Below are 25,997 nucleotides of genomic sequence, written 5' to 3'. Positions count from 1 at the left end.
AAAACGGTCCATAGAAACCGGGGCAGGCGTGAAATCACTGATCGATAACCTCATGGGCCTGGGGCGTGGCCGGCTGATCGCGCTCGGCGCGACCGGGGCGGGGCTGATGCTGGCGCTTCTGGTCGGGCTCAACACCGTGCTGGCGCCGACCTACGTGCCGCTTTATTCGCAGCTGAGCCCCTCCAGCGCGTCCGAGATCCTGTCCTCGCTGGAACAGGCGGGGATGACGGCGCAGCTTTCGGCGGACGGCAGCTCGATCTCGGTGGCGCAGGACGACCTGGCGCGCGCCCGGATGGCGCTGGCCGACCGTGGCCTGCCCAACGAAGGCGTCCCGGGGTGGGAGCTTTTCGACGACTCGACCGGCCTGGGGATGAACACCTTCTTGCAGCGGGTGAACCGCCTGCGCGCGCTCGAGGGCGAGCTGGCGCGGTCGATCCAGACGATCGAGGGTATCGACGCCGCGCGCGTCCACCTTGTCCTGCCCGAGCGCGAGGCGTTTTCGCGCAACCGGCCCGAACCCTCGGCCTCGGTCATCGTGCGGGGGAGCGCCAGCCACGACATCTCGATGCGGCAGGCGATGTCGATCCGCGCGCTCGTCGCTTCGGCGGTGGCCGATCTCAGCGGCAACCGGGTGACGGTCCTGTCGGCCAGCGGCGAAACGATCCTGGCCGAGGACGGCGTCGGCGCCGCCGAGGTCACGCTGCAATCGACCCGCGCGTCGATCGAAGAGCGGCTGGCGCGCAACATCAACCAGATCCTGACGGCGCGGGTCGGCGCGGGCAACGCGCGCGTTCAGGTCAGCGTCGATCTGAACACCGAACGCCAGCGCACGGTGTCGCGCAGCTTCGACCCCGACCAGCAGGTCGCCCGCTCGGTCGAGACCCGCGAGGAAGAGATCGAGGATCGCGATGCGGCGGCGGGCAGTGTCGACGTGGGCCAGAACCTGCCCGAGGCGCTGGCCGAGCCCGCAGGCGCGGGCGCCAGCAATTCGCGCAACCGCACCGACGAGATCGTCAACTACGAGATCGGCAGCACCGAACGCGAAAGCACCCGCGAACCCGGCGAGATCGAGCGTGTGTCGGTCGCGGTGCTGGTCAACGGCATCTACAACGTCGCGCAGGGCGGCGACGTCGCCTACGAGGAGCGCGCGCCCGAAGAGCTGGAGCGGCTCGCGGCGCTGGTCCGCTCGGCCATCGGGTTCGACGAGACGCGCGGCGACACGGTGTCGATCGATAGCCTGCGCTTCATCGACTACTCGATGGATGTGGGCGACCCGGTGGGTCGGTCGGTGTCGCAGATCCTGACCGACAACCTGATGACCATCCTGCGGTCGCTCTTTGCCCTGGCGGTGATCGCGCTGATCATGGCCTTCGGCTCGAAACCCCTGCGCGCGCTGGCCAGCAGCGCCGGAGGCGGGCATCTGGCGCTGGCCGGCGCCCCGGTCGAGGCGCTGGAAGGCGGCGCGCAACGCTCGCAGCTTGCCGCACCCGAACGGACGGGCGCCGGCGGCCCGGCCGCCCTCCCCTCGCCCGCGCCGCGGCAGACCGTGCTCGACCCGGAAACGCCGGGCGGCGAGACCGTTCGGCTGGCCTCGGTCGCGGGCGACGTGGCGGCCGGACGGATCGAGGAGATGGGCGAGCTTGCCGAACGCAATCCCGATGAAGCGCTGCGCGTGCTGCGCAGCTGGCTGGCGGAGGACTGATGACGCATCCCGTATTCCAACGCGATTTCGATCTGGAGCGCGCCGAGGAGGAAGCCCGGCGCGTCCACGACGCCCGCGCCCGCCACACGCCCGAAGAGCTGGAAGAGGCCGTGGCCCGCGCCTATCGGGCCGGCCACGCGGCGGGCAAGGAGGTCGGCCGGACCGAGGGACGCGACGAGACACGCCAGACGCTGCTGGCCCGGCACGCGGAGGCGATTTCGGCAATCCAGCCGCAGGTCGACGCGCTTCTGGCCGGAACGGCCGAACATCGCGCCGCGCTCGAGGCGCAGGTGCTCGATTTCACGGTCTCGGTCTGTGAAAAGGTGTTCCCCGAACTGATCGACCACCGCGCCCGTGACCGGGCGCTGCAGCAGATCGAACGCACGATCCGCTACGCCCTGGGCTCGCCCGTGCTGCGCATCACACTGGCCCCCGCCGCGCGCGACGCGCTGGGTCCGCAGATCGAGGCGATAGTGGCCGAGACGCTCATCGGCACGCTCGACCTCTCTGCCGACCCGGACCTGGCCGAGGGCGATGCGCGGATGACCTGGGACAACGGCTTCATGGAATACAGCTTTGCCGAGATCTGCGACCGCATCCTCGATGCCGTGCGCGACCGGCAGGAGAGTTTCGAGACGACACGCGCGGCGCGGAGACAAGAACATGCCTGACGACAAGACCCCCTCGCCCGCCGACGGCGCCCCCGGCACCACGGACAAGGCCGCGACGCCCGCCGCCCGGACCGGCGGCAGCGACACCAGCGTCTTTCCCGATCTCGACGCCCCCACCAGCCCCGCGACCGGAGCGGCCGGCGAAGAGCCCACGGTAATCGAAAGCCTGACCGCGGGCCACGCCGCGGGCCAGTCCGCGGCAGGGCGCAACATCAACGCGATGCTGAACGTGGGCCTCAACGTGCAGATCGTGCTGGGCCATGCCCGCATGCCGATTTCGCAGCTGCTGGAGCTATCGCGCGGGTCGGTCATCGAGCTGGACAAGAAGATCGGCGCGCCCGTCGACCTTGTGATCAACGACCGGCTGATCGCGCGCGGCGATCTCGTCAAGGTGGGCGAGGACCGTCTGGGCGTGACCCTGACCGAAATCGTGAAGGACTATGTCTCGGAGATCTGACGTCCCGGCACTGCTGCACATCCGCGCCCCCCGTCGGTTTGCCGGCGGGGCGTTTTGTGTTGCGCTGGGTCTGATCGCCGCGCCCGCGCTGGCGCAGGAGGCGGGCGGCGATTTCCTGGGCGCGCTGTCGGACGGGCTGTCGCAGCTGGCCGACGGAAGCGGCGGCGGTGGTGACGGCGGCCCGTCCCTCTCGGGCCGGATCCTGCAGCTTCTGGCGTTGATGACGATCCTGTCGATCGCGCCGGGGCTTCTGGTGGTGATGACCAGCTTCACGCGCTTCGTCATCGTCTTCTCGATGCTGCGCTCGGCGCTGGGGCTGAACCAGACGCCGCCCAACATGGTGCTGAACGCGATGGCGCTGTTCATGACCTTCTTCGTCATGCAGCCGGTATTCGAGGACGCCTGGACCAACGGCATGGCGCCGCTGATCGACAATGCCATCGCCGAAGACGACGCGCTGGTCGAGATCGCGGAGCCTTTCAAAACCTTCATGTTCGTCAATACCCGCCCGCGCGACTATGCCCTGTTCCAGGGCATCGCCCAACGCGCCGGCGGGGATGCAGAGGCCGAGCTCGTGGCGCCCGAGACGGCGGCCGAAGCCGGGTGGCGCGAACTGGTCCCCGCCTTCATGATCTCGGAGCTGCGCCGCGCCTTCACCATCGGGTTTCTGATCTACCTGCCCTTCGTGGCGATCGACCTGATCGTCGCCAGCGTGCTGATGAGCGCGGGCATGATGATGCTGCCGCCGGTCCTGATTTCGCTGCCGTTCAAGGTGATTTTCTTCGTGCTGATCGACGGCTGGTACATGCTGGCCGGCAGCCTGATGGAAAGCTACCTGCCGCTGGGCGGAGGCGGGTGATGGCCGAGCCCGCAATCGACGATCTGCTGGCGGCCGAACTGCGCCACCACCCGCTGGGGGCCGAGATCATGGCCCGCGCGCAGGCCAGCGGCGTCGCGCTGACCGACCTTGCGGCGATGGCCCGCCTGGTCGCGGCCCTGGGCAACCCGGCCGCCCCGGGACCGCAGGCTGGCGGCCGCGCCGCACCCGATCCGGCCGAGGCGGCGCCCTTGATCCTGACGCTCGCCACGCTGCTGCAGGACGTTGCCCGCCACACGGCCCGGAAACCGGCTGGCGCGCCCCCGGACGACACGTGCGCCGACATGGACTCCGGCATGAACTCCGGCACGGACTTTGGCAGGAACCTTGGCAGCGACGCCTTCGGCGCCGACGGCGCAGGCGCGGCCACCTCCGACGCCGTGGCCCCCACCGCGACCGCCCCCCACCCCGACACACCCGCCCCGGGCCGAACCGCCCCCGACGAAGGAGACGCCGCATGGCCCTATCCAGCCTGAGACGCCCCGAGCGCCAGAAGGAACGCCGCCTGTCCGGGGCCGAGAAGGCCGCGATCGTCTTTCTCTGCCTGGGCGAAAAGCGCGGCTCCGAACTGATGAAGCGGCTGGACGAGCGCGAGATCCAGCGCATCACCCGGGCGATGACCTCGCTTGGCGTGATCGAGGCCGGGAAGGTCGAGGCGGTGATGGGTGCGTTTTCGGACGCGGTGCGCAACGGGTCGGGCGTGGTGGGGTCGGCGGCGACGGCCGAGACGCTGCTGCGCGGCTTCCTGCCCGAGGACCAGGTGACCCAGCTTCTGGCCGACGCCCGCGGGCCGGCCAAGGAAACCAACATGTGGGCCGAGTTCAGCGCGCTGAACGAAACGGTGATCGCGAACTACCTGCGCGGGGAGCACGATCAGACCGCCGCCGCGATCCTGTCCAACGTCGCCCCCGACGTGGCGGCCCGGGTGCTGCCGCTTCTCGGACCGCAGCGGATGGAGGACATCATCGAGCGCATGATCTCGATGGAGGCGGTGCCGCAGGCGATGATGCGCCAGATCGAGGAAACGCTGAAGTCCGACATCATGGCCGATGCCTCGCAGCCGACCTCGGCCGAGTTGCAGCAGCGCATGGCCGACCTCTTCAACCGGCTCGACCGGGACTTGTTCGACACGCTCTCGACCTCGCTGGAAGAGCGGGTGCCCGAGCCCTTCAACGCGATCAAGCAGCGCATGTTCACCTTCGACGACCTGAGCAAGCTGGACCCCTCGGCGCTGGCGCAGATCATGCGGCAGGCCGATGGCGACACGCTGCCCCTGGCACTGCGCGGGGCCAAGAAGGAGCTGCGCGACCAGTTCCTGCAGGCCCTGCCGCAGCGCTCGCGCGACATGCTGGTCGAGGAGATGGGCATCATGGGCCCGGTCCGCGGCCGCGACGTGCGGCAGGCGCAGTCGGTGCTGGTCGACCTGGCCAAGGACCTGGCCGAGCAGGAGATCATCCGACTGCCCGACAGCGAAGACGACGAGCTGATCGAATGACCTCGGCGCCCGAGGGCGGCGGCGTTGCGGGGGCGCGACTGATCTCGGCCCTGTCGCCGCAGCATCCCGCCCGGCAGGGCTGGGTCACGGGGCGGGTGATCGAAAGCTTTCCCGGCGGCGTGATCCGACTGGCGACGCCGCAGGGATCGCTGCTGATCTCCGCGCCCGGCGCCACGGCGGATATCGGCGCGGTGGTACGCCTGCGGCTGGACGGGACACAGGCGAATTTCGCCCCCGCCACCGCGACCGACCCCGCCACGCGGGCCGCCGACCCGCACCCCCCTGCCCCGCCGCAGATCACCGCCGCGGCGCGGGGGGTGGGCGACGCGGCCCCGCCGCTGCCGCGACTGGCCCCCTCAGAGCTGCCGCCGCCGGTGCCGATCGCGCCCTACGGCGCGCCTGCACCCGCGCTCGCCGCGCTCTTTCCCGCAACGACTTCGCCCGCCTTCGCGCTGATCGCGGGGCTCTTTCCCGTGGCCGCCGCGCAATGCCACCTCCGCCGGCTGGCCGCTGGACGGGGCCCCCGCGCACGCACCGGCGTGGCGCCCGCGGGACGGGTGGCCGAGGCCGCGGCGCTGGCGCTGGCCCCCTCGGACCGGGGCGAGACGGCCGAACCGGGGTGGCTGCGCTGGGTGATGCCGTTCTTTTCGGACGGGCAGCTGCACAGCGCCCGCTGGGGCCGCCGCCGCGACACCCCGCCGCCCGAGGGCCACGGAGGGTTAGAGGTCTATGTCGAGGCCGAGTTTCCCGTCACCGGCCAGTTGCGGCTGAAGGCAGCCTGGACCTCGGCGGGGCTGGATATCGAGGTGACGAGCGCGCGACCGCTGCCCGACCTGCTGCTCCGCGATCTCGATGTCTCGGCCGCGCGGCTGACGGGAGAGCTGGGATACCCGGTGCGGCTGAGCCACCGGATGCAGGCGGCCCCGGATCAGCCGTAGGGCCGGCGCGGCAGGGCCGAGATGGCGGTGATGTCGATGGTCTGCGGCACGAAACCCGACCGCCCGCGCACCGCCTGCGACAGCATCTGCACCGCCGCGTTGGCCCCGACGGCCCGCTGGTCCAGCGCATCCGTGACGATGGCATACTTGCGTTCAAGCTTCTGCATCTCGGCCGGATCGGCGATCTGCTTCAGGTCGAACTTGCGCTTGAAGTACGCGACCTGAGAATCGATATCCATCTGCACGGCCTCGTCCGGTATTCCCAGCGCGCGGCGCATGAAGATCGACAGGTCCTTGTCCTTCAGCACGTCGTACCAGGTGTCGATATCCGACGCCTTGCTGCGGAAATCGAGGATCGTGGCGACACTGTCGTTCTGCTCGGCGGTCTGGTTGATGAAGATCCGCTCGACATACCGGTCGACCATCTTCTCCTGCCAGAAGCGCGACGAGGCGTTCCACGACCCCGAACCGTCGGATTCGTACCCCAGTTCGCGGTACATCTCGCGGAAACGCGAGTCGGTCAGCCGATTGATCAGCGCCCGAGGCTCGGCAATGTCGCTTTCAAGAAGCTCGCGCACCATCGCCTTGCCGAAGATCTGGTCCTCCAGATCGAAGGCGCGCATGACGAAGCCGTAGACCTCGGCATCCTCGACCAGGGCGGCGGGCGTCTTGATATCGGCGATGCGGGCGCGAAAGGCGTCGATCGCGCGGGCGTGCTGCGGACGCTTCTCGATCAGCTCCAGCTGCGTCTCGCGCGTGGCGTCGGTCAGGCGCATCGCGGTGCGCGTGTCGAGCCCGCCCAGCGGGATCACGGCGTCGTCTCGTGCGTGGGGTCGGTCGCAGGGTCGGTCATGACGTCTGTCGTTGCGTCAGGCGTGGGGTCGCCCATCGCGGCCCCTGCCCGGGCATAGCTCAGCACCTCCTGCTCGTGGTCGAGCACGGGACGCAGGGCGCGCATGGCCTTGTAGTAGTCGGACTGGCTGACGAAATTGGCGGCTTCGAAGATCCGCCCCATGCTGGGCTGGCCGAAGACGGTGACCAGCGCGGCCAGCTGGCGCTGGATCAGCGGCACGACGGTATCGCGCAGCTCGGACTGGATCAGGACGCTCTGGATCAGGAAATAGACCTTGCGGACGGGCGTCACCTCGCCATCCGCCTCAAGCAGATCGTGACCGCGCACGATATCGGCGCGGTTCTCGATCGTGATCACGTGGCGCCGGTCCGAATTGCGGATGACGCAGCCGTTGACCACCACCCGTTCGCCGGGCTTGAGCGTCAGCTTGAGGGCCATGCGCGCTCCTCAGACGGCGACGGGACCGGGTTCCTGCCCCGACAGACCGTCCACTATACTGCGGTTGACCGCCACCAGGGCCGCCACGCCCGAGGCGCCGCCGACGACCGAACTGGTCTGACGCTCGATCCACATCGCGACTGACACGAGCGACGAGCGCAGGTTCTCGGGCAGGCTGTTGCCGCCGGTCATCAGGTCGTACTTGAGCGCGCTCCACAGCGCCACGTTCTCGTGCAGCGCGTCGCGCAGGCCCGAGGACAGGATCTGAAGCTTTTGCACACCGCTTTCGGCCGCGTCGAATTCGGCGGCGAAGCGATCGAGCTTGCCGGTGACCTGCGACATCAGGCGGCGTTCGATCTGGCGGGGTGTTTCGGTGTCGCGCATGGTGCGCTTGTAGGCTGCAATACTCATGTAAATCACCTGGAATGCTGGGGCGCTGCGGCCGGGACCGCGGGCTTAGGAACCGGGCAGAGGCACGGGCCTCCGCCGCGTCCGCCCGGCCGGAACTTCGGCCGGGCGGTCGGGGGCCCGGTCTTAGCGGAACAGGCTCAGGATCGCCTGCGGCGCCTGGTTGGCGATCGACAGCGATTGCGTCGCCAGCTGCTGCTGGACCTGCAGCGACTGCAGGCGCGCGGCCTCTTCTTCCATGTCGGCGTCAACCATGCTGCCAACGCCGGCGTCGATGCGGTTGGTCAGTTCCGAAAGGAACCCCTTCTGCGTCTCGATCGACTTCTCGGCGATGCCCAGCGCCGTGGCCGAACCCAGCGCCGTCTGCAGCTGCGTTTCGGCGGCAACCAGAACGGCCTTCATCGCGTCCGCGTCCGCGGGCGCGGTGACATCCAGCGCGGACATCGCGGTGTGGATGGCGCCAAGGTCCTGCTGGTCAAAGGTGAAGGTCGTGGTGTCGAGCGTCGCACCGGTGCGGTTGATGCCAGTGACGACCGTCTCGGTGGCGGTGCCCTTGACCAGCGACCGGCCGTTGAAGGTGGCCTGGTCGATCGTGGTTTCCATCTGCGACGCGAGTTCGGTCAGTTCGCCCTGGATGTCGGCCAGCGCGGCCGAATCGCCAAGGCTGCCCTGGGCGAAGGCGACGCGCTCGACCATTTTCTCGGCGATGTCCGACACGGTTTCAGCGCCCAGACGGGCGGTGGCGACGGCGTTCTGGCGCAGGGTCAGGCTTTCGTCGATCGCCTTGTACATGTTGCTTTCGGCGTTCATCGTCTCGGAAATCGAGAAATACGCCGCGTTGTCCTTGCCGGACGTGATCTTGAGGCCCGTCGAAATCCGGCCTTGGGTCGACTCGAGGTTCGAGTTGATGTTGCGCAGGGTCGAGAGGGCTGCGGTCGCGGAATTGTTGGTGAGAATGGAAGACATTATACTGCTCCGGTCCTGTTCTGGTTTGGATGATCGTCTTTCTGACGAAAAGCGGCAGCTGCCGCGTTAACCTTGCTAAAGGTTAAAAGTGGTCGAAATCGGGCGAACTTAGTACGAATTATCTACCTTGTGGTGGCTGGGTCCGGACGCGGGTTGCGCCGGTTCACTGGCCATCCCCTTGGCGGTGTAAGTGCCCGATAGCGAATGACGTTTGCGGATGCGGGCGAACTCGGCCGCGATCTCGCCGGTGGCTTGGGCCAGGCGGGACAGCGCGCGTTCGCTGCGGGTGATGCGGGGGCGCAGATCGGCCAGCGCGGCGCGGACCTGTGGGTCCTCGGCCAGGGACGGGTCCAGCGCGGCGTCAAGCCGGGTGGCCGCGTCGGCCTTGGCCTCGGCCAGCGCGGCGGCGGCCTGCGGGTCGCGGGCGGCAAAGGCGGCCTCTTCCCGGTCGAGCAGCGCGGACATCTCTAGGATGGCGTCCAGCGCCGCAGCGGAAGGATGGGTGATCGTGTCGCTCATCCGTTGCCCCCTGCCAAGGCGGGCCCGGTGCCCCCGCGTTGGGTGCCCACACGTTCGGTCCCCGCGGGCCCGTAGGCGGCGATCTTCGACTGCACGCTCTGCGCGATGCCGGTACGGCCCTGCCCCGCGATCTCGTCCGCGACGGCGCGGGCAAGGAAGCTGCGCCATGTCTCGGCGGCCTGACCTCCGGCGAATTCGCCCAGATCGACGCTTTTCATCATCTCCTCGACCGCCTGGGTCAGGAACACCGACTCGAAATCCCGGGCGACGGCGTCAGCCCCGGCCGCTGGCCGGGCGGCGGTGGCCGGACGGGCCTGCGCGGTGGCGGTCAGAGTGGGCATATCCGCGGCGCCGGGCATCAGATGATCTCCAGATCGGCATGAAGCGCGCCCGCGGCCTTGATCGCCTGCAGGATCGAAATCGTCTCGGTCGCGCCGACGCCGATGGCGTTCAGCCCGTCGACCAGGCGTTGCAGGCTGACATCCCCCTCGATCACCGTGAACTTGGCCTCGCGCTCTTCGACGCGCACCTCTGTCTGGGGCACCACCACGGTTTCCCCGATCGAGATCGGTTCGGGTTGGCTGACCTCGATATCCTCGCGCACGATGACGGTCAGGCCACCCTGCGACACCGCCACCTGGTCGATCCGCACGTTCGAGCCGATGACGATGGTGCCCGAGCGGGCGTCGATCACCACCTTGGCCACGCTGTCGGGCGCGACGCGAAGCCCCTCGATCTCGGCGATCAGCTCGGGGATGTCGGCCTTGCCCGGGCGCTGCACCTCGATCGTGGTGGAATCGAGTGCCGCCGCCCCGCCGCCGATCGCGGCGTTGATCGCCTGTTCCACGCGGTGGGCGGTGGTGAAGTCGGGCGTGCGCAGCGCGACGCGGATCGAATCGAGGCTGGAGAGCGCAAAGTCGACCTCGCGCTCGACCGTGGCGCCGTTTTCGATGCGCGCGACGGTCGGCACGCCTTCGACGATACTGGCGTTGACGCCCTGCGCGGCATAGCCCGCGACCGCGATGGGCCCCTGCGCGACGGCGTAGATTTCGCCGTCGGCCCCCGACAACGGCGTGACGATCAGCGTCCCGCCCCGCAGAGAGGTCGCATCGCCCAGCGACGACACGACGACGTCGATCGTGCCGCCCAGCCGCGAAAACGGCGGCAGCATCGCGGTGACCATCACCGCGGCGGTATTCTCGGTCCTGATCTCTTCGTTGGCGAGGTTGCCGACACCCAGCCGTTCCAGCATCCCTTCGATCGAGGCCTGGGTGAAGGGGCTGTTGCGCAGCCGATCGCCGGTGCCGTTCAGGCCGACGACAAGGCCATACCCCACAAGCTGGTTTTCCCGCACGCCTTCGAACGTCGCGATGTCCTTGATCCGCACGTCCGCCGGCGCGGGCCCGCCCGCGGCGAGGCCGACGGTCAGCGCAGCGAGCGCAAGCAGAAGATGGAGCGGGCGGAACGGCATGGCGGGGCGCGGGATCCTGTTCGTGTCGATGCCTCCATTAAGCTTTGTCGATGGATAGGCATCAAGTAACTTCGATTAATTCTACCGATAGTGTTGCATCAATTCATGCTTCGCTCTGCCAAAGCGAATCAATCCATGTAGGATAGAAAGCTCATCCGCGAGAGCATGGCCGACACCTGGTAGGAGGCCTGCAGCCGCGTCTGAAGGTCCGTCAGGCGCGTCGCCGCCTCGAAGGGATCGACATTGCGCAGGGTGCCAATCTGCTGCTTGAGCAGGTCCGACCGTGTTTCCTGCGTCTCGATGGTCTCATCCAGCGTGGCCTGCTGGCTGCCCAGGCGCGTCTCGGCCGCGAGCAGGGCGGTGCTTCCCCGCGACAGCGCCCCGACCGCGGCGTCCATCCACCCGGCATAGGCCTCGGGGTCCTCGATGGCGGCAGGATCGGCGCCCGCGATCATCACGAGGCCCTTCAGAATGTCGCGCGCCGCAGGCGCGTCGGCCGAAAACCCGGAAGCGAGCCGCGTCGTCTCGTCGATCCGCGCGCCGGTTCCGCCGTCCTCCGCGCGCGCCCCCAGGTAGAGCGTGCCGCGGTAGCCCGGCCCGGCGCCGGTATCGTTGAAGAAGCCGTCGATCGCCTGCAGCGCGGCGTCGACATCGGCTTGCGTCCTGAGCGGCCCGTCGATCAGCGCCGCCAGCGTGTCGCGCGGGGTCTGGCCGGTGGCGGGATCGGCGGCGTCAAGCTCGCGCAGGGGGGCGGTGTCGGTTGCGGCGCCGGCAAAGAGCGTGGCGCCCGCGAAGCTTTGATTCAGCATCGGCACCAGCCGCGACAGGGCGGCATCGGCGGCGGATTTCAGGCTGCGCACCGTTTCCGTGGGCTGATCGCGGTTGGGCACGCTAAGCGCGAGCACCTCCTCGGCCACGCCGCGCGCCGATTTCAGAACGTCCGCCTCGTACCCCAACCGCCCGGCCAACGCCTTGTTGCCGGTGACGAAGCCCTCGGTCCGCTGCAACAGGGCCTGAAGCTCGATCGCCTCGGCCGACTTGTGGCCCAGCGCGCGATAGAGATCCGCCTTCTCGCCGGTCGAGACCTCTTGTGCCGCGCGCTCCATCTGCGCCCCGAGGTCCGAGATCTGGCGGCGATGCGTGAGGTTGGTGAACAGCGACGGCAGGCTGCCGGAAATGGCTGACATGATGCCCCTCAGGTTGCCGCGATCAGGGTGTCGAGCATGTTGGCCACCGCGCTCATCACCTTGGAATTGGCGGCGTAGCTCTGTTCAATCAGCATCAGCTGCTGCAATTCGTCGTCGAGGTTCACGCCCTCGGCCGCGGCGCGCGAGGTCTCGACCGCCTGCACCCCGACCGAGATCGCGTCGGCCTCGTCCAGCGCTGCGGTCCGCAGACCGGCATGGGCCGACACGACCGCCGCCGCGAAATCGCCCGGTGTCAGGTCCTGCCCCAGCCCGGCGGCGGGGTCGAAGCGCTGCGGCGTGCCAAGCGCGCGGGCAAAGGCGTCGATCTGATCGGTCGCGCCCACGGGCCCCGGGGCCGCGGCCCCGACCCCGTCGCGCAGCCGCCAGAGGGCGCCGCCTGCCCCGGGCCGCACCGCGTCGTTCACCGCGATGCGACCTGCCAGCCCCTCGGGATCCCCCAGGGGCAAGCCTGCATCGGTGAAAAGCCCCGGCGCGCCGCCGGTGCGCGAGGTGTCGGCAGCCTCGAACGCCTGCACAAGACCCGCGGCCAGGCCGTCAAGCTGGGCGCGCATCTGCGGCAGGTCGTCCTGCAGTATCCCCATCCGCCCGGCCAGCGACCCCTGGTCAAAGGCATTCGCGGTGGCAGAGCCCGGAGTCACGTCCCGCTCGCCCGCCATCAGAAGGCCGGTATCGGCGCGATAGGCCAGCGGCTGGGTCCGCGCGCCTTCGACCAGGGCCGTGCCGCCGGTCGTGGTGATGGTGTAATCGCCGGTGCGCGTGGTCGCCACGTTGATGCCGAGATAGCCCGAAAGCGTGTCGATCTGCTCCGCCATCTGGTCTTCGAGCGTGGCGCGCTTTGCCGTCTGATCGGGCTCGTGCGACAGGGCTACGTTCAGCCGCGAGATCGTGTCGAGCGTGTCGTTCACGGAGGCGACGTCGCGCCGGATCCCCTGGACCAGATCCTGCTTCATCTTGTCCAGGCCGTCACTGGCCCGCCTTAACGAGCCCACCAGCCCCTCGGCCGCCGACAGCACGCCCTGCTGCGCCGCGGGTTCGGACGGAGACAGCGACAGGGTGTCGAAGGCGGTTTGCAGGCTGGCCAGCCGTCCCGGGATCGCCGTGGCATCCCCCGGCTTGCCCAGCCCCGCGACATAGGGCTGCAACGTTTCGGCCCGCGCCGCCTGTGTCGCCAGCCGCGCGGTTTCGGTGCGGTGCATCTGCGACAGCGCGGCGTCGGCCTCGCGGCGGATGCCGGTAATCGTCACGCCAGCGCCGGTGCCCGACGACGCCATTTCTAGCCCGCGGCGCGCATAGCCCGCCCGCCCCGCGTTGGCGATGTTGTCGGACGTCAGTTCGGCCCAGCGCGCAGAGGTCTGCAACCCGCTGCGGCTGGAAAGGAAGGCAGAGGAAAGGCTCATGATCCCGGTCCCTCAGGCGCCTCAGCGCTTCAGGCGCATGGTTTCGTCCAGCATCTCGTCGACCGTGGTCACGATCTTGGCGTTCGAGGAATAGGCCCGCTGGGTCTGGATCAGGTCGGTCAGCTCCTCGGCGATCTCGACGTTCGACCCTTCGAGAGAATTCGCGGCGATGGTGCCCGCGGTGCCGGCCCCCGCCTCGGAGATCCGCAGGTTGCCCGCGCTGCGCGTCAGCTGGTAGGCGTTGCCGGGCGCGGTCAGCATGCCGTCGGGGTTGGTCACCTCGCCCACCGGGATCTGGTACAGCGCCTTGCGGTTGCCGTTGTCGAAGACCCCGTACAACACGCCCTCTTCGTCGATCTCGGTGCGGACCAACGTGCCCGTCTGCGCCCCGTCCGCCGTGATCTCGGGCGCGGTGTAGTCGCCCGAGAACTGGGTCATGCCGCCGAAGGTGTCGGGCGCGCCGATCGTGACCTCGAGCACCTGCGGCTGTTGTCCGTTATCGACGGTGATGGTGGCGATCCCGGTCTGCGGGTCGAAGTCAAAGGCCGCGGGCGCCGCGGCGAGGTTGGTGGCGTTGGCATAGGCCTGCGGCGCGCCCGCAAAGGCGCCGGCGTCGTGAAACCCGACATCGACGCTGCCCAGGGGCTGCCCGCCCTCGACATTCACGGTCAGCGTCCACTGGTTGGGATCGACGCCAGGCTGCCACGAGAATTCCAGCCGCTGCGCGGCGCCCAGCGGCGAATAGAACTCGCCCGTCGACACGAAGGCATCGCCGGGCTGGGCAAGGCCGGTGGCCTGCGACGGCAGGTTGCCCGCCATGTCCATTTCGCTGCTGGCCGACCCCGTCATCTGGCCCGAGTTCAGGTTCACGGTCTGCAGGTCGTCGAACTGGGTGCGGTCCACCTGGCCGATGGTGTTGTCCGACCCGTAGGGATAGCCCGCCAGGTAATACCCGGCCGAGTTCTTCAGGTCGCCATTCTCGTCGGGGCTGAAGGCGCCGGCACGGGTCAGCATGTAGTTCGCGGCAACCGGGTCGTTGGGATTCTTCGAGACGATGAAGAAACCGCCGCCCGAAATCGCCATGTCCGTGGACCGTGTCGTGGTCCGCAGGACCCCTTCGTTCGCAACCTCGGACCCCTGCACGGCGCGCACGCCGGACGAGGTTCCCTGCCCACCGGTGGTCTGGGTGACGAGATCGGCAAAGCCGCGCTTGTAGCCCACGGTGCTGGCGTTCGCGATGTTGTCGGAGATCTTGCCCACCCGGGTGGAGTTGGCGATCAGGCCGCTGACCCCGGTGTTCAAGGCGTTCGTGATGCTCATGATTACTGCCCCTCGTTCCTTGGGTTTGCGCCCATTAGTTCTTGGTTAATCTTAAAACAGGTCCATCGAGGCGAAAGATAGGCGCGACTCGCGCAATACCGCGATGATTGTCCGGTCACTGTGTCCTTGCCGCCTCAATCTCGCGCAGCCGGTCAAGCGTCCTGCCCGCCGCCTGCACCCGGTCCAGGGCCTCGGCACGTCGCAGCGGCAGCAACGCGTCCTCGGGTTCGGTCAGGTCCGCGGCGATGTCGCCGTATTGCGGCAGAAGCGCGAGGTCGGGAAAGGTCGCCGCCGCGCGGCGCGCCAGCTGGGTATCCCCCGACCGGTAGGCGGCGAGGAACAGCCGCACCGCGTCGGCCGAGGTCAGCGTCCCCTCCCCTGCCTGCCACAACGCGGCGAACCCGTCGCGCGCGCCGGCCCAGTCGCCCGCGGCGAAATCGGCCTCGGCCAGAAGCCGTCGATGCGCGGTGCTGCGCGCAGAGACAGGGCGCGCCCGCAGGTCCGCGGTTCGACCAGTGGCCCGGCCCAGCCGCACCTCGAGCGCCGCAAGCTGGTCGGACAGCGCGGGATCCGCGGTGTCGAGCCCGCGGTCGATCAACTCGGCCGCCGGGTCGGTCTGGCCCCCGTCCAACAAAGCCGCGATGCGTTTCAGCCGCAGCGCGTCCAGCCGCGCGGGCGGCACGTCCTCGATCTCGAGATCGCGTTTCAGCGACAGGCGGTCGGACAGCGCGGCGTATTCGTCGGCGGCAAGGCTGGTGGCCCCTAGGGCATGCATCCGGTCCGCCCAGCTTTCGGCCTCGGCGTCGAACCCGGGTTCGAATTCGTAGTAGCGGCCGATCTGGCGATGGCCGGTCATGAACTGCGACGCCCCGATCCGCCCCGAGGCCCCGTCACGGTAATAGTCGCGGATCAGGCTGCGGGCCTGCTGGCGGGCCAACGCCGCGGCCTCCTCGCCCGCGAAATCCTCGATCACCCGGCCCAGCGTCTGCAAGGCGGCGACGGGCGCATCGCGCGACCGGTCCAGTTCGGCCAGCGCCTGCAGCGCCCGCAACGACAGCGGCCCGCCGCGCCAGCCCGTCGCGATGGCGGTCAGCATTTCGCGCGCCTCGGCGTCGTCGATGGTGCCGGTGGCCTGCCCGATCCCGACCAGCGCCAGCCGCGCCCGCTGCGCGTAGGGCCCCTGCCGTTCGGCGGCATCGGCATAGCTGTCGAAGGCCAGCAGCAACTGGCCCGTCCGCTCGGCCGCGAGACCCAGGAGGAAGGGATGGGCGGGCCCGGCGCGCAAAATAGGGTAGGCATCGAAGCGGGCCGCGATATCGTGGGCCAGGGCCCAGTCCTCGACCTCGATCGCAAGCTCCAGAAGCAGCGGCAGCGCGTGTTCGACCAGCGGCGCCGGGTAGCTGTCGAGCAGGGCGAAGGCGGCGCCGAGGTCGGGCGCCGCGCGCGCCACGTCTCTGCGCCGGATGGCGTCCAGCACCGCCCAGAACGGCCGGTCGGGCCATTCCGCTACGGCCAGCGGATTGCCCGGCGCGGGCAGAGGCGCGGTGTCGGGGCCGAGGATCGTCACCGCCGCGTCCAGCGCGTGCCACCGCGCGGTCTGCCGCGGGCCAAGGTCGCCGGGCCCCGCGGCATCCAGGATCGACCGTGCCTCGGCCCGCAGGACATGGGCCACGAAGAATTCCGCCAGATCCATCCGCGCCTGCGCCAGGGCCGCCGTGCGGTCGCCCGGTCCGTCGGGCGCCGTGGCGAGCCGGTCAAGCAGGCCGGCGCGGTCCTCCAGAAACGTTTCGCGCGAATAGAGGCCCAGGACGAAGCCCTCGGGCGCCACGGCCGCGCCCGGCGTGGTCCCGGCTTCGCCTTGGGGCGTCGCAGGCACGCTCTCGGGCGCTATGGGCCCGCCCTCCCCCATCACGGCCCCGGCAAGCGGGCCGTCGCGCCCCCCCGAGGGGTCAGGGTCGGCCAGCACCGATGCGGGCGCAAGGATTGCACACGTCGATACAAGAACAAACCCGGCCGCAATGATGGAATAATGACGCACTCGCCCGTCTTCTTTATCGCTAATCTTGCATAACCGTAAATAGCGCGGCAGCCTGTGCACAAGAACACTTGCCCCGGCACGATGAATTCCTTGCAAAGCGGGCCCGGAAAGACACGCCGCACGGCTGCCCCCCAGGGGCGCGCGCCGGCCAGGACGGAAGAGAGGAGATCCCCGGATGGACACATCGTCCTATGTCCCGCTGTCCCTCGCGACCGCGATGCGGCGCGAACTGGACGTGTCGGCCAACAACATCGCCAACGCCAATACCACCGGCTTCAAATCCGAACGTATGCTGTTCGATTCCTATCTCGAAGCCTCGGGCGGCGGATCCGGCATGGACGACACGGCCTACGTGATCGACCGCGGCTCGTTCCTGGACGACCGGCCCGGCGCAATGGTGCAGACGGGCAACCCGCTGGACCTGGCGTTGCAGGGCGCGGGCTGGTTTTCCTACCGCGGCGCTGACGGCCGGCAGAGCTTTGGCCGCGACGGGTCGTTTTCGATCGATGCGCAGGGCAACCTTGTCACCCAGTCCGGCGCGCAGGTGCTGGACCCGGCCGGCGGCGCCATCGCGATCCCCCCGGACGCGGCGGGCGGCGTGCAGATTTCGCGCGACGGCACGATCACCGATGCGCAGGGCGGGGTCATGGGGCAGGTCGGCGTCTTCGACCTGCCCGACCTGCAGGCCTATACCCGGATCGGCGCGGGCCAGTTCATCGCCCCCGACGGCGGGGCCGCCCCCCTGCCCGCCCGCGACACCGAAATGGTGCAGGGCGCGCTGGAGCAAAGCAACGTCGAACCGGTGGTCGAGATGACGCGGATGATGGACATCCAGCGCGCCTACGAACGCGCCGTGAAATTGATGGATGGCGAGGACGACCTGCGCCGCGACATGCTGCGCCGGCTCGGCCGGATCACCTGACCCCTCCCCACCACCTGCCCCGGAAAAGGAGACACGCATGAAGGCCCTTGGAATCGCCGCGACCGGCATGCTGGCCCAGCAGACCAATGTCGACGTGATCTCGAACAACATCGCCAACGCCAACACGACGGGGTTCAAATCGTCGCGGGCGGCGTTTCAGGACCTGGTCTACCAGACGATGGAGCGGGAGGGCGCGCTGACCTCCGAGCAGGGCACGACCCGGCCCACGGGCGTCGATATCGGCCTTGGCGTGCAGCCCGCGGGCACCGTGCGGCTGAACACCCAAGGCGGGCTGATGGCCACCGAGAACCCCCTCGACCTGGCGATCGACGGGCGCGGCTACTTTGCGGTGATGATGCCCGACGGCGGGCAGGCCTATACCCGCGACGGGTCGTTCCAGCTGTCGCCCGAAGGGCAGATCGTGACGCTGCAGGGCTACGAGATGGACCCCGGGATCAACGTCCCCGAGGGCACCGTGAACATCGAGATCAGCGAGGAAGGCACCGTGTCGGCCTTTATCGAAAACGATCCCAACCCGGTCGAGCTGGGGCGCCTGACGATGTCGACCTTCGTCAACGAAGGCGGGCTGAAACCGGTGGGCAACAACCTGATGCTGGCCACCACCGCCTCGGGCGATGCGCAGGCGGCGAACCCGGGCGATCCGGGCGTGGGCATCGTGCGGCAGCGGCACCTCGAGGGGTCGAACGTCAACATCATCCAGCAGATCACCGACCTGATCTCGGCCCAGCGCGCCTACGAGATGAACTCGAAGGCGATCGAGACCGCGGACCAGATGCTGTCGACCGCGAACCAGATCAAGTAATGCGCCGTCTCGTCCTTCTGCTCTGCCTTCTGACCGCGCTTGGCCCGGCGCTCGGCGCCGCCGCCCGTGCCGAAAGCCTCGCCGTGCTGATCGAGGAGAAGGCGCGCGAAAGCTATGGCCCCGAGCTGCCCGACAGCGGCGAATTCGACATCGCCGTGCAGGGGGGCGAGGCCGGGGATGCGGTAATGCTGTCGGCCTACTGGATGGATACGGCCACGGGACAATTCGTCGCCAACGCCGTGCGTCCCGACGGGCAGGTCAACCGCGTGGCGGGGCTGGCGATGCTGACGATGCCGGTGCCGGTGCCGACGCGCCGCCTGATGCCCGACGCGATCCTGACCGAGGCCGATATCGAAACCATCCGGCTGCCGCACGGACGTGTCGGCGCCTTTGCCGTCACCGACGCGCAGGCGCTGGTGGGGCTGCAGGTGCGCCGCGTGCTGACCAAGGGCCGCCCGATCATGCAGCAATCCGTGATGCAGCCGCTGGTGATCGACCGCGGCGACCGGGTGTCGATCCGGTTTGCCGACGGAAAGCTGAAGCTGACCGCCCCCGGCCGCGCGCTGGCCGACGCGCATCGCGGCCAGCAGGTGAAAATCGTCAATCTCGTCTCGAACACCTCGATCGTTGGCATCGCTGTCGGCGAGGGCGAGGTGGAGGTCCGCAAATGAAACCCGCCCTTCCCCTTCTCGCGCTGCTGACCCTCGTGGCCTGCGGCAACCGCGACGTCTTCGATCGCGATCCGCAAACCTCGGACCTTGTCGTCGGGCCCGGCACGATCCCCGAGGTCGCGCGCGTGCAGGTTCCGATGCCGCCGCCCGAGGTGCCGCGCCTGCCCTACCGGGCCGAAAGCGCCTCGCTCTGGCAGCGCGGGTCGGACGGGTTCTTCAGCGACCAGCGCGCCGAAGAGGTGGGCGACATCCTGACCATCCTGATCGAGATCGACGACGAGGCGCAGCTGCGCAACGCCACCTCGCGCCAGCGGACGGGCGGCGGGCAGATCGGGTACCCGAAGCTTTTCGGCTACGGCACCCAGATCGACCGCATCCTGCCGGGCGTCGGCCCCGACGACCTGCCCTCGGGCGACCTTGTCGACATATCCTCCTCGACCTCCGCCAACGGCAGCGGGTCGATCGGACGGTCCGAGACCATCAACCTAAAGGTCGCGGCGCTGGTGGTGCAGAAACTGCCCAACGGCAACCTCGTTGTCGCCGGACGGCAGGAGGTGAAGGTGAACCAGGAGCTGCGCGAACTGCGCGTCGCGGGCCTGATCCGACCCGAGGATATCGGGCTCGACAACACCATCCCCTACGAGAAGATCGCCGAGGCCCGCATTGCCTACGGCGGGCGCGGAGAGTTGTCGCGCCAGCAGGTGCGCGGCTACGGCGAAGACGTCATGGACGTAATATTGCCCTATTAACCACCGATTGACGCCGTGAAGGGCAGGCACATCCGGGGCAAGCAAACCTCGGGTGCCGCCTGACATGAAGAAGATCCTGATCGCCGCGCTGGCCCTGCCTGCCACCTGTTTCGCCGCAGGATATGGCGCGGGGCACGTCCTCGGTCCCGAAGCGGGCACGGCATCGCATGCCGAACCGGCCGGCGACTCCTCGGTCGATTCCTCCGAGGCCTCGCCCGACGCCGCCCCGCAAACGGCCCCGCACGAGGGGCAGCAGGCCGCGGGGGCGCCGCCCTTTCCCGAACCGGCCGTGTCCGGGCCGGCAGACGCCGCGATGCACGCCCAGCCCGCCCCGCAGCACCCCGCGGCCCATGGCGACGCGGGACATGACACCACGCATGCCGAAACCGCCGAACTCCATGCCCGAGGCCCCGCGCCGCACGGCACAGCCCCCGACCCGGGGTCACATACGGCCAAGGTGACCGGCATGAACCCCGCCACCCAGGTGCCCGCCGAGGTGGTCAAGCTGGGGCGGATGACCGTCCCCGTCTACAAGAGCGCGACGGTCACCTACGTCGTCGCCGATTTCGGCATTGCTTTTGAAACCGCCGACCGGGCCGCGGAATACCGGGTCGTCGAAAACGCCACGCGGCTGCGCGACGCAATCCTGCGTTCGATGCACGACGCGGCCGCTCTGCCCGTGATGCAGGGCGCCTCGATCGACAGCGAGGTGCTGTCGAGCTCGATCCGAACCGACCTCGGCCGCGACTTCGCGGGCCTCGACGACGTGCTGTTCCTGTCGCTTTACAAGATGGACGTGCCGCGCAGCTAGCCGCCGGCGTGGATCGTCCAGAGCTGCGCCGACGGCACGACCTCGCCGTTGCGCAGGGTCAGCATCCCCTGCCCCTCGACGAACTCGACCGACTCGACGCCGGTGCGGGCCACCCCGGCATAAGAGATGCGCTCGCCCTCGGCGTCGCGCGCCTCGATCTCGACCGTGAAGGTGTCGTCGGGCACCGGCAGGCCGGCATTGTCCAGACCGTCCCACACCATGTCGAGCCGCGTCTCGCCCTCCGTCGGCAGGCCGGTGATGCGCCGGATCTCGGTGCCGTCCGCCGACCGGATGACCGCGTCGACCTCGTCCGCCGCACGGGCCAGCTCGTACTGATAGCGCCCCGCGCCGTCGCGCAGTTCGACCATCTGGGTGGGCAGCGTCACCTCGCGCCCGATCAGCTGCATGTCTGCCATGGCCGAGACGTTGCCGAGACGGGCGGCGATGTCTTCGAGGTTCGAGTTGGTCTGCACGGATTGCTCGACCTGGCTCAGCTGCGCCAGTTGGGTCACGAAGGTCGTGGAATCCATCGGCGCGAGGGGATCCTGGTTGGCGACCTGCGCCGTCAGCAGCTTGAGAAAGCTCTCGTAGTCGCCCGACAGCTTGCTCATCGCGGATTGCGCGGCGCCGCCGCCAGGGGTGCCCTGCGTCGCCGTGTTGGCGAAGGGCAGGCCCTGAGCGGTGCTGGGATCGATGGCCATATGGCGCCTCCTTTGCGGGATCAGGTAAGGATATCCAGCCGCCCGGGCCCGGGAAGGGGCCGGTGCGCGGCGGGGATCTGGGGGGCCAGCGGGGCCTCGGACAGCGCGTCCGGGGGCGTGGCGGGCGAAACTGCGCGGCCTTGGTCAGGCGCGCCGCGGCGTCCCTGTCCCATGCTTTCATAGCCGACCTCGCCTCCGCTCGGCGCCATGCCCGAGCTTTGCAGAAGCGTGGCGAGGCCATCGCGGTCCTGCCGCAGCGCTGCAAGCATCGCCGGATTCTCGGCCCGCAGGACGATGCGCAGCTTGCCGCCATCGCCCGGTGCAAGGTCGATTTCGACATCCCCCAGCTCGGCATGCCCCAGGTCCACCCGCAGGGTCTGCCCGGCAAGCGACGCACGCCGCAACTGCGTCTCGGACCCAGCGGCGCCTGCCTGCCCGGATGCGGGCTGGTCTGGCGCGGATTGGTTGGGGACCGCCTGATCAGAGGGCGGGCCGGCGGGGGGTGACGCCGCCCCCGGATGCGTCGGCACCGGCGGCATGGCCGTCGGCAGGGGCTGGGACTGGGCGACGGACGTGGCGCCCGGCCCCGGCCCGTGTGACTGGGCCTGGACGGCATCGCGAAGCGCCGCAACGATGGCCTCCCGCACCTTTGCTCGCGTCGCGGGGGAACGGTCCGGTTCCACCGCATCCTCCGTATCCGGCGCTTTGGCAGCGGGGGCCTGCGCAGCCGGGTCCCCGGGCCGCCCTTCGGTGCCTGCACCGCGCACGGCGCCCAGACGCGGCGCCGTCAGGGCGGGTGACACCCGGTCGGCCCCTGTGCCCGGGACGGTCAGGCCCAGCGTCGCGGGCCCCAGTGTCGCGGGCGCCGGTGTTGCGCTCGGGTCAGGCGTCGACTGCGGCGCAGCCACCCGAGGCTGCGGATTGGGGGCCAAGGCTGGCTGACTCTCCGCACGCGCAGCGACGGCGGGGGGCTCTGCTCCCTTGCCCGATGCGGCCCTGGCAGAGTCGCTCGGCAGGCGCGGAGCGGCTTCGGATGACGGGGCCGTGAGGGCCGATGCACCGCGGCCATCCGGATCATGGGCCACCGACCCGGGCGCTTGCTGCGCCTCGGTCGTGGCCGGTGCGGGCATCTGTCCAGCGGTACCGGCACCCTGCGTCGGACCCATCGCCTCTGCCCCCGCGTGGGGCGCCCCGGCCACCGCCTGCACGGCACCGGCCCGGCGCGGCGGCTGAGCGAGCATGCGGTCGAACAGGTCGCGAACGGGCCCGGGCGGCACCGCGAAGGGGGCCGCCGCGTGTCCCAGAAGCCCGGCCGCGACCTTCGCGACATCCCGCACCGCGTCGCCGGAGACGGCCATGGGTGCGGAGGTCCCGGCCGTGTCCAGAAGCCCGGCCAACCTCGCCTCCGAGGCCGCGAGATTGGTACGCATCACGCCGCCCAGGTCCACGCCGCTTTCATCGGATACCGCTTGCACCGTCTCGCGGAACTGGGCGAGCGCGAGGCCCGCCACACCGAGCACCTCGTCCTGCCCCGCCGTGGGCGGCAGGTCTGCAAGACCGGCCTGCACGGCATCTTCCAGATCAGCCAGCGCCGCCGACAGCCGATCCCGCATCGCCGGGTCGGACAGGGCGAGGCCGGCAGGTGCGGCCAAAGGCTGGGTCGCCGGCATGGCATCATGAGGAAGAAGCCCCGCGAAGACGGCTCCGGCGGCGGACTGGCGACCGGCAGCGGGGGCCGCTACGGTCGATCCGGCGCCGCCCGCCCCAGCATGGGACGGCACGACCGTGCTCAGGGTCGGCTGCATGGATAAATCCAAACTATTCTTGTCTTCGCTCGGCCCGACTATGCAGAGCCGATAGGGCGGGACCAAGCATTACTTGGCCCCGCCCGCCCATCAGGACATCCGATAGCCGCTTTTGTGAGACACCGCGCCCTGGCTGCCGAGCTTTGCGCCGACGCCGTCGGCGAGGCAGGCAAAGACCTCCTCGCTCGACCGGGGGCTGGTATCGGCCAGCGTCACGGCGGCCTCGATCCGGGACAGGTCGGAGACCGAGAACCCGGGATCGAGCGCCCTGAGAAAGGCGCGGGTCTCGGGCGAGGTCAGTGCCTCGGGCCCCGAGAACAGGCCGGTCTCACAGACCCCCGTGGCCTCGGCCCCGGACCAGTAGCGTCCCAGGCCGCGCGCCAGGCCGTCGTGAAACTCGGCCGGTCGCACGCCCAGCGCCGACAGCCGGGGCGTGTCGGACAGGCGCCCGAAGCCACAGGCCATAAGGTAGAGCGCGTCGGTTTCCCGCTCCAACGGAAAGACCCCGCGCCGCATTACGCAAAGCAGGATTTCGGCCAGGATCCGCCCCAGGTGCCGCGACCCGGCACGCGCGTGCGGATCTATTCCGGCAGGTTCGATCACCACGAGCGTGCCATAGGACACGTCGAGGTCCATCTCTTCCGCCAGAACATCGCCCAGGGACAGGGCCGGCATAAGCTCGGCCTCGTCCGACAGCACGACGGGCGCGCCGATCCCGGCGGTCGCGGTCAGAAACAGGGTTTCCGCGGGGACGAGCGCCTGCAATTGACGCCTTCGCACACGTACGTCAGGTCCGGCCGCGGGACGGAGTCCCCCCTGCCAGATCGTCTTCAACAACTCAATTCTACGCATCAGGTTTTTTTTATCCTGCTCGATGCATTGCCTCGAGAATGACACTATTGCGAGAATTGCCATGCGTGAAGCCGTTCGATTCGGCCCGGCGCAAGAAAATTTCCGGACTGACGCTTTGCCACACCAGTCGCGAGCGGTCCGGCAAGGCTGTCCGACACCCGGCCCACAGTCGCGGATAGCCCGGCGGCCGCCTCAGTCGGGGTTGGGCGCCGGGGCTGTCGGGCTGCCGCCGCCCTGCCCTGCCGGGGCCTGCGGCGTCTCGGGGTATTGGACGAGGATGCTGATCCGCCGGTTCTGCGGCGCCCCCGGATGCGCGGCATCCAGCGGGCGGGTGTCGGCGAGGCCGGAGATCCGGGCGATGCGGGCCGGCGTCACGCCGGTATCCAGAAGAATGCGCCGCGTCGCGTTGGCCCGGTCGGCGGAAAGCTCCCAGTTGCCGTACCCCGCGGCGGCGTTCGAAAAGGGCACGTTGTCGGTATGGCCCGAGATCACGATGGACTGCGGCAGGTCGGCAATGGCCGCGCCGATGATCTGGACTAGCTCGCGCGTCTCGCCATCGATCCGTGCACTGCCCGAGGCGAACATCGACCGGCTCTCGGCGTCCAGAACCTCGACCAGAAGCCCCTCGGGCGTCTGCCTGAGACGGACGTTGTCGGTCAGGTCGCGCAGCTCTTCGTGGTTACGGATCGCCATGCCGATGCGGTCGGCCGCGGTATCAAGCTGGACACGGGCGGCATCGGGCTGCCCCCCGTCCGCTGGCCCGGCCTCGGCCTGCTGCGGATCGACGGCCTCCGCGGTGGCGGCGGACGCCGCGCCGGCGCCAGGTTCGGCCGCGCCGTGCCCGGCCTGCTTCAGCGCCTCGTCGACCGGCGTCCCATCGGGAACCGTGGCATATTCCACGACGACATGGGGCGCCTCGTCCCGCAGGCGGCTGTCGAAGACGGCCAGCGGATTTTCCTGCCCGAAGCTCGGCAACTGCACCTCGCTCTGCGGGCCGTCCGTGCCCGACAGGGTGCCCTCAGCCCCCAGCACCATCCCGTCGAGAAGACCATGCCCCCGCCCCCCGGCGTCCGAAATGGCGGGGGTGAAGTAATCGGCGAGGCCGCGCAGCTTTTCCTCGTCCGAGGCCGCGAGGATCCACAACAGCAGGAAGAACGCCATCATCGCGGTCATGAAGTCGGCATACGCCACCTTCCATCCGCCGCCATGATGGCCATGATCGGCGTCGTCCTCGATGCGCTTGATGATGATTGGCGGCGCCGATCGGTCAGCCATGATGTCCCGGACAATAGGGCGAAGATCGGCGCCGCGGCGGCGGGCCCGTGGCCCGCCAGCGGCGCCCTACCCCGCGGTTTCGCTCTTGGCCGCGCGCGCCCCGGGGCTGCGGCGGTATTTGCCGAATCCAGCCTTCTTGGCGTAGGCGGCCTTGCTGTCGCTGTAGCTGGGCGCGACCAGCGGCATATCCTCGGGCAAGCCGAAACGCGCGCGATACTCGGCCTCGGTCAGGCCGTGTTCGGCGCTCAGGTGCCGCCGCAGCATCTTGAACCCCTTGCCGCAGCACAGGCAGTAGACGCGGTCGCGCGTCACGGCCTTTTCGGGCGGCAGGGCGGGTTCGACCGCGGCCTGCGCGGCGGGAAGGCCCATGTCCGCAAGCGGCGCGGCAGCCCCCCTAGCGGCCCCGGTCACCGTCCCGCGCAGGCGGGCGAACAACGTCACGATGTCTGTCTGCGACACGTCGGGCCGGGTCGCGTAGGCAGCGACGATCCGTCCGATCGAGTCATGGTCTGTCTGGCCGATATCCGCCATCAATCCGGTCCCCCAACCGTCGTTGATACTGCCGTGAACTTCGTGCGGCGCCCCCGGGGAGTCAATGCAAAGGCATACATAATATAACACTCCCTCCAA

General features: G+C 69.4%; 28 protein-coding genes. 12 read left to right on the top strand and 16 right to left on the bottom strand.

Features of this window, described 5'->3' with window-relative positions; all coding sequences use genetic code 11:
- The first annotated feature begins 28 nt into the window (after positions 1 to 28).
- From fliF to EKE94_RS16135, 7 genes are read left to right on the top strand one after another with little or no spacing between them, the layout of a single operon-like run.
- A complete protein-coding gene (fliF, locus tag EKE94_RS16165) occupies positions 29 to 1,702 on the top strand; it encodes a flagellar basal-body MS-ring/collar protein FliF (RefSeq protein ID WP_127907672.1) in 1,674 nt (557 codons plus the stop codon).
- Positions 1,702 to 2,373: a FliH/SctL family protein gene (locus EKE94_RS16160; protein WP_127907671.1), complete on the top strand. Its 672-nt coding sequence runs from the start codon at positions 1,702 to 1,704 to the stop codon at positions 2,371 to 2,373. The genes fliF and EKE94_RS16160 overlap by 1 nt, the downstream gene beginning before the upstream one ends.
- Positions 2,366 to 2,830, top strand: a complete 465-nt coding sequence (locus tag EKE94_RS16155) for a FliM/FliN family flagellar motor switch protein (RefSeq protein ID WP_127907670.1) — start codon at positions 2,366 to 2,368, stop codon at positions 2,828 to 2,830. The genes EKE94_RS16160 and EKE94_RS16155 overlap by 8 nt, the downstream gene beginning before the upstream one ends.
- Positions 2,814 to 3,689: a flagellar type III secretion system pore protein FliP gene (fliP, locus tag EKE94_RS16150; RefSeq protein ID WP_127907669.1), complete on the top strand. Its 876-nt coding sequence runs from the start codon at positions 2,814 to 2,816 to the stop codon at positions 3,687 to 3,689. The genes EKE94_RS16155 and fliP overlap by 17 nt, the downstream gene beginning before the upstream one ends.
- On the top strand, positions 3,689 to 4,183 hold the full coding sequence (locus EKE94_RS16145; RefSeq protein ID WP_127907668.1) for a hypothetical protein: 495 nt from the start codon (positions 3,689 to 3,691) through the stop codon (positions 4,181 to 4,183). Before fliP ends, EKE94_RS16145 begins: the two co-directional genes overlap by 1 nt.
- On the top strand, positions 4,165 to 5,202 hold the full coding sequence (locus tag EKE94_RS16140) for a flagellar motor switch protein FliG (protein ID WP_127907667.1): 1,038 nt from the start codon (positions 4,165 to 4,167) through the stop codon (positions 5,200 to 5,202). Before EKE94_RS16145 ends, EKE94_RS16140 begins: the two co-directional genes overlap by 19 nt.
- Entirely contained in the window at positions 5,199 to 6,140 is a 942-nt protein-coding gene (locus tag EKE94_RS16135; RefSeq protein ID WP_127907666.1) for a hypothetical protein, read from the top strand. The genes EKE94_RS16140 and EKE94_RS16135 overlap by 4 nt, the downstream gene beginning before the upstream one ends.
- Here the strand turns inward: EKE94_RS16135 and EKE94_RS16130 are convergent.
- The 11 genes from EKE94_RS16130 to EKE94_RS16080 all read right to left on the bottom strand — a co-directional run bounded on the left by EKE94_RS16130 (position 6,131) and on the right by EKE94_RS16080 (position 16,596).
- Positions 6,131 to 6,952, bottom strand: a complete 822-nt coding sequence (locus EKE94_RS16130) for a DUF1217 domain-containing protein (RefSeq protein ID WP_127907665.1) — start codon at positions 6,950 to 6,952, stop codon at positions 6,131 to 6,133. The two genes, EKE94_RS16135 and EKE94_RS16130, sit on opposite strands and share 10 nt — an antisense overlap.
- Positions 6,949 to 7,431 carry a flagellar biosynthesis repressor FlbT gene (locus tag EKE94_RS16125; RefSeq protein ID WP_127907664.1) on the bottom strand — a complete coding sequence of 161 codons (483 nt, stop codon included), beginning with the start codon at positions 7,429 to 7,431 and terminating at the stop codon, positions 6,949 to 6,951. Before EKE94_RS16125 ends, EKE94_RS16130 begins: the two co-directional genes overlap by 4 nt.
- A gap of 9 nt (positions 7,432 to 7,440) precedes the next feature.
- The gene (locus EKE94_RS16120) at positions 7,441 to 7,842 is read right to left on the bottom strand and encodes a flagellar biosynthesis regulator FlaF (RefSeq protein WP_127907663.1); all 402 of its coding nucleotides are present in this window, start codon (positions 7,840 to 7,842) and stop codon (positions 7,441 to 7,443) included.
- A 123-nt stretch (positions 7,843 to 7,965) separates the two neighbouring features.
- The gene (locus EKE94_RS16115; protein ID WP_127907662.1) at positions 7,966 to 8,805 is read right to left on the bottom strand and encodes a flagellin N-terminal helical domain-containing protein; all 840 of its coding nucleotides are present in this window, start codon (positions 8,803 to 8,805) and stop codon (positions 7,966 to 7,968) included.
- Positions 8,806 to 8,913: 108 nt separating this feature from the next.
- The gene (locus tag EKE94_RS16110) at positions 8,914 to 9,324 is read right to left on the bottom strand and encodes a hypothetical protein (protein WP_127907661.1); all 411 of its coding nucleotides are present in this window, start codon (positions 9,322 to 9,324) and stop codon (positions 8,914 to 8,916) included.
- Complete coding sequence (locus EKE94_RS16105) at positions 9,321 to 9,665, bottom strand: hypothetical protein (RefSeq protein ID WP_206615102.1); 345 nt, start codon at positions 9,663 to 9,665, stop codon at positions 9,321 to 9,323. Before EKE94_RS16105 ends, EKE94_RS16110 begins: the two co-directional genes overlap by 4 nt.
- Before the next feature lie 17 nt (positions 9,666 to 9,682).
- Positions 9,683 to 10,795, bottom strand: a complete 1,113-nt coding sequence (locus EKE94_RS16100; RefSeq protein ID WP_127907660.1) for a flagellar basal body P-ring protein FlgI — start codon at positions 10,793 to 10,795, stop codon at positions 9,683 to 9,685.
- 128 nt (positions 10,796 to 10,923) lie between these two features.
- On the bottom strand, positions 10,924 to 11,982 hold the full coding sequence (locus EKE94_RS16095) for a flagellin (protein WP_127907659.1): 1,059 nt from the start codon (positions 11,980 to 11,982) through the stop codon (positions 10,924 to 10,926).
- 8 nt (positions 11,983 to 11,990) lie between these two features.
- On the bottom strand, positions 11,991 to 13,400 hold the full coding sequence (gene flgK, locus EKE94_RS16090; RefSeq protein WP_127907658.1) for a flagellar hook-associated protein FlgK: 1,410 nt from the start codon (positions 13,398 to 13,400) through the stop codon (positions 11,991 to 11,993).
- 21 nt (positions 13,401 to 13,421) lie between these two features.
- Positions 13,422 to 14,720, bottom strand: coding sequence for a flagellar hook protein FlgE (locus EKE94_RS16085; protein WP_127907657.1), 1,299 nt, complete (start codon positions 14,718 to 14,720; stop codon positions 13,422 to 13,424).
- A 115-nt stretch (positions 14,721 to 14,835) separates the two neighbouring features.
- Positions 14,836 to 16,596, bottom strand: a complete 1,761-nt coding sequence (locus tag EKE94_RS16080) for a hypothetical protein (RefSeq protein ID WP_206615101.1) — start codon at positions 16,594 to 16,596, stop codon at positions 14,836 to 14,838.
- A gap of 337 nt (positions 16,597 to 16,933) precedes the next feature.
- Between EKE94_RS16080 and flgF the strand changes: the two genes are divergently transcribed.
- The 5 genes from flgF to EKE94_RS16055 all read left to right on the top strand — a co-directional run bounded on the left by flgF (position 16,934) and on the right by EKE94_RS16055 (position 20,734).
- A complete protein-coding gene (gene flgF / locus EKE94_RS16075) occupies positions 16,934 to 17,680 on the top strand; it encodes a flagellar basal-body rod protein FlgF (RefSeq protein ID WP_127907655.1) in 747 nt (248 codons plus the stop codon).
- A gap of 37 nt (positions 17,681 to 17,717) precedes the next feature.
- Positions 17,718 to 18,503: a flagellar basal-body rod protein FlgG gene (gene flgG, locus EKE94_RS16070; protein WP_127907654.1), complete on the top strand. Its 786-nt coding sequence runs from the start codon at positions 17,718 to 17,720 to the stop codon at positions 18,501 to 18,503.
- Entirely contained in the window at positions 18,503 to 19,174 is a 672-nt protein-coding gene (gene flgA / locus EKE94_RS16065) for a flagellar basal body P-ring formation chaperone FlgA (protein WP_127907653.1), read from the top strand. The genes flgG and flgA overlap by 1 nt, the downstream gene beginning before the upstream one ends.
- Positions 19,171 to 19,923: a flagellar basal body L-ring protein FlgH gene (locus EKE94_RS16060; protein WP_127907652.1), complete on the top strand. Its 753-nt coding sequence runs from the start codon at positions 19,171 to 19,173 to the stop codon at positions 19,921 to 19,923. Before flgA ends, EKE94_RS16060 begins: the two co-directional genes overlap by 4 nt.
- Positions 19,924 to 19,987: 64 nt before the next feature.
- Positions 19,988 to 20,734 (top strand): hypothetical protein, encoded by a 747-nt coding sequence (locus tag EKE94_RS16055; RefSeq protein WP_127907651.1) that lies wholly within the window; start codon positions 19,988 to 19,990, stop codon positions 20,732 to 20,734.
- Here the strand turns inward: EKE94_RS16055 and EKE94_RS18725 are convergent.
- From EKE94_RS18725 to EKE94_RS16030, 5 genes are all read right to left on the bottom strand, one after another.
- On the bottom strand, positions 20,731 to 21,435 hold the full coding sequence (locus EKE94_RS18725; RefSeq protein ID WP_164870991.1) for a flagellar hook assembly protein FlgD: 705 nt from the start codon (positions 21,433 to 21,435) through the stop codon (positions 20,731 to 20,733). The genes EKE94_RS16055 and EKE94_RS18725 overlap by 4 nt on opposite strands.
- 20 nt (positions 21,436 to 21,455) lie before the next feature.
- Positions 21,456 to 23,240 carry a flagellar hook-length control protein FliK gene (locus EKE94_RS16045; RefSeq protein WP_127907650.1) on the bottom strand — a complete coding sequence of 595 codons (1,785 nt, stop codon included), beginning with the start codon at positions 23,238 to 23,240 and terminating at the stop codon, positions 21,456 to 21,458.
- Between the two features lie 90 nt (positions 23,241 to 23,330).
- Positions 23,331 to 24,005 (bottom strand): hypothetical protein, encoded by a 675-nt coding sequence (locus EKE94_RS16040; RefSeq protein ID WP_127907649.1) that lies wholly within the window; start codon positions 24,003 to 24,005, stop codon positions 23,331 to 23,333.
- A 279-nt stretch (positions 24,006 to 24,284) separates the two neighbouring features.
- Positions 24,285 to 25,367 (bottom strand): flagellar motor protein MotB, encoded by a 1,083-nt coding sequence (locus EKE94_RS16035; RefSeq protein WP_127907648.1) that lies wholly within the window; start codon positions 25,365 to 25,367, stop codon positions 24,285 to 24,287.
- A gap of 66 nt (positions 25,368 to 25,433) precedes the next feature.
- Positions 25,434 to 25,898 carry a MucR family transcriptional regulator gene (locus EKE94_RS16030; protein WP_127907647.1) on the bottom strand — a complete coding sequence of 155 codons (465 nt, stop codon included), beginning with the start codon at positions 25,896 to 25,898 and terminating at the stop codon, positions 25,434 to 25,436.
- Positions 25,899 to 25,997 lie beyond the last annotated feature (99 nt).

This window comes from Mesobaculum littorinae, from assembly GCF_004011175.1.
Lineage (GTDB): Bacteria > Pseudomonadota > Alphaproteobacteria > Rhodobacterales > Rhodobacteraceae > Tranquillimonas > Tranquillimonas littorinae.
Note: the sequence above shows the minus strand (reverse complement) of the source record. Positions and strands in the feature narration are given on the sequence as shown.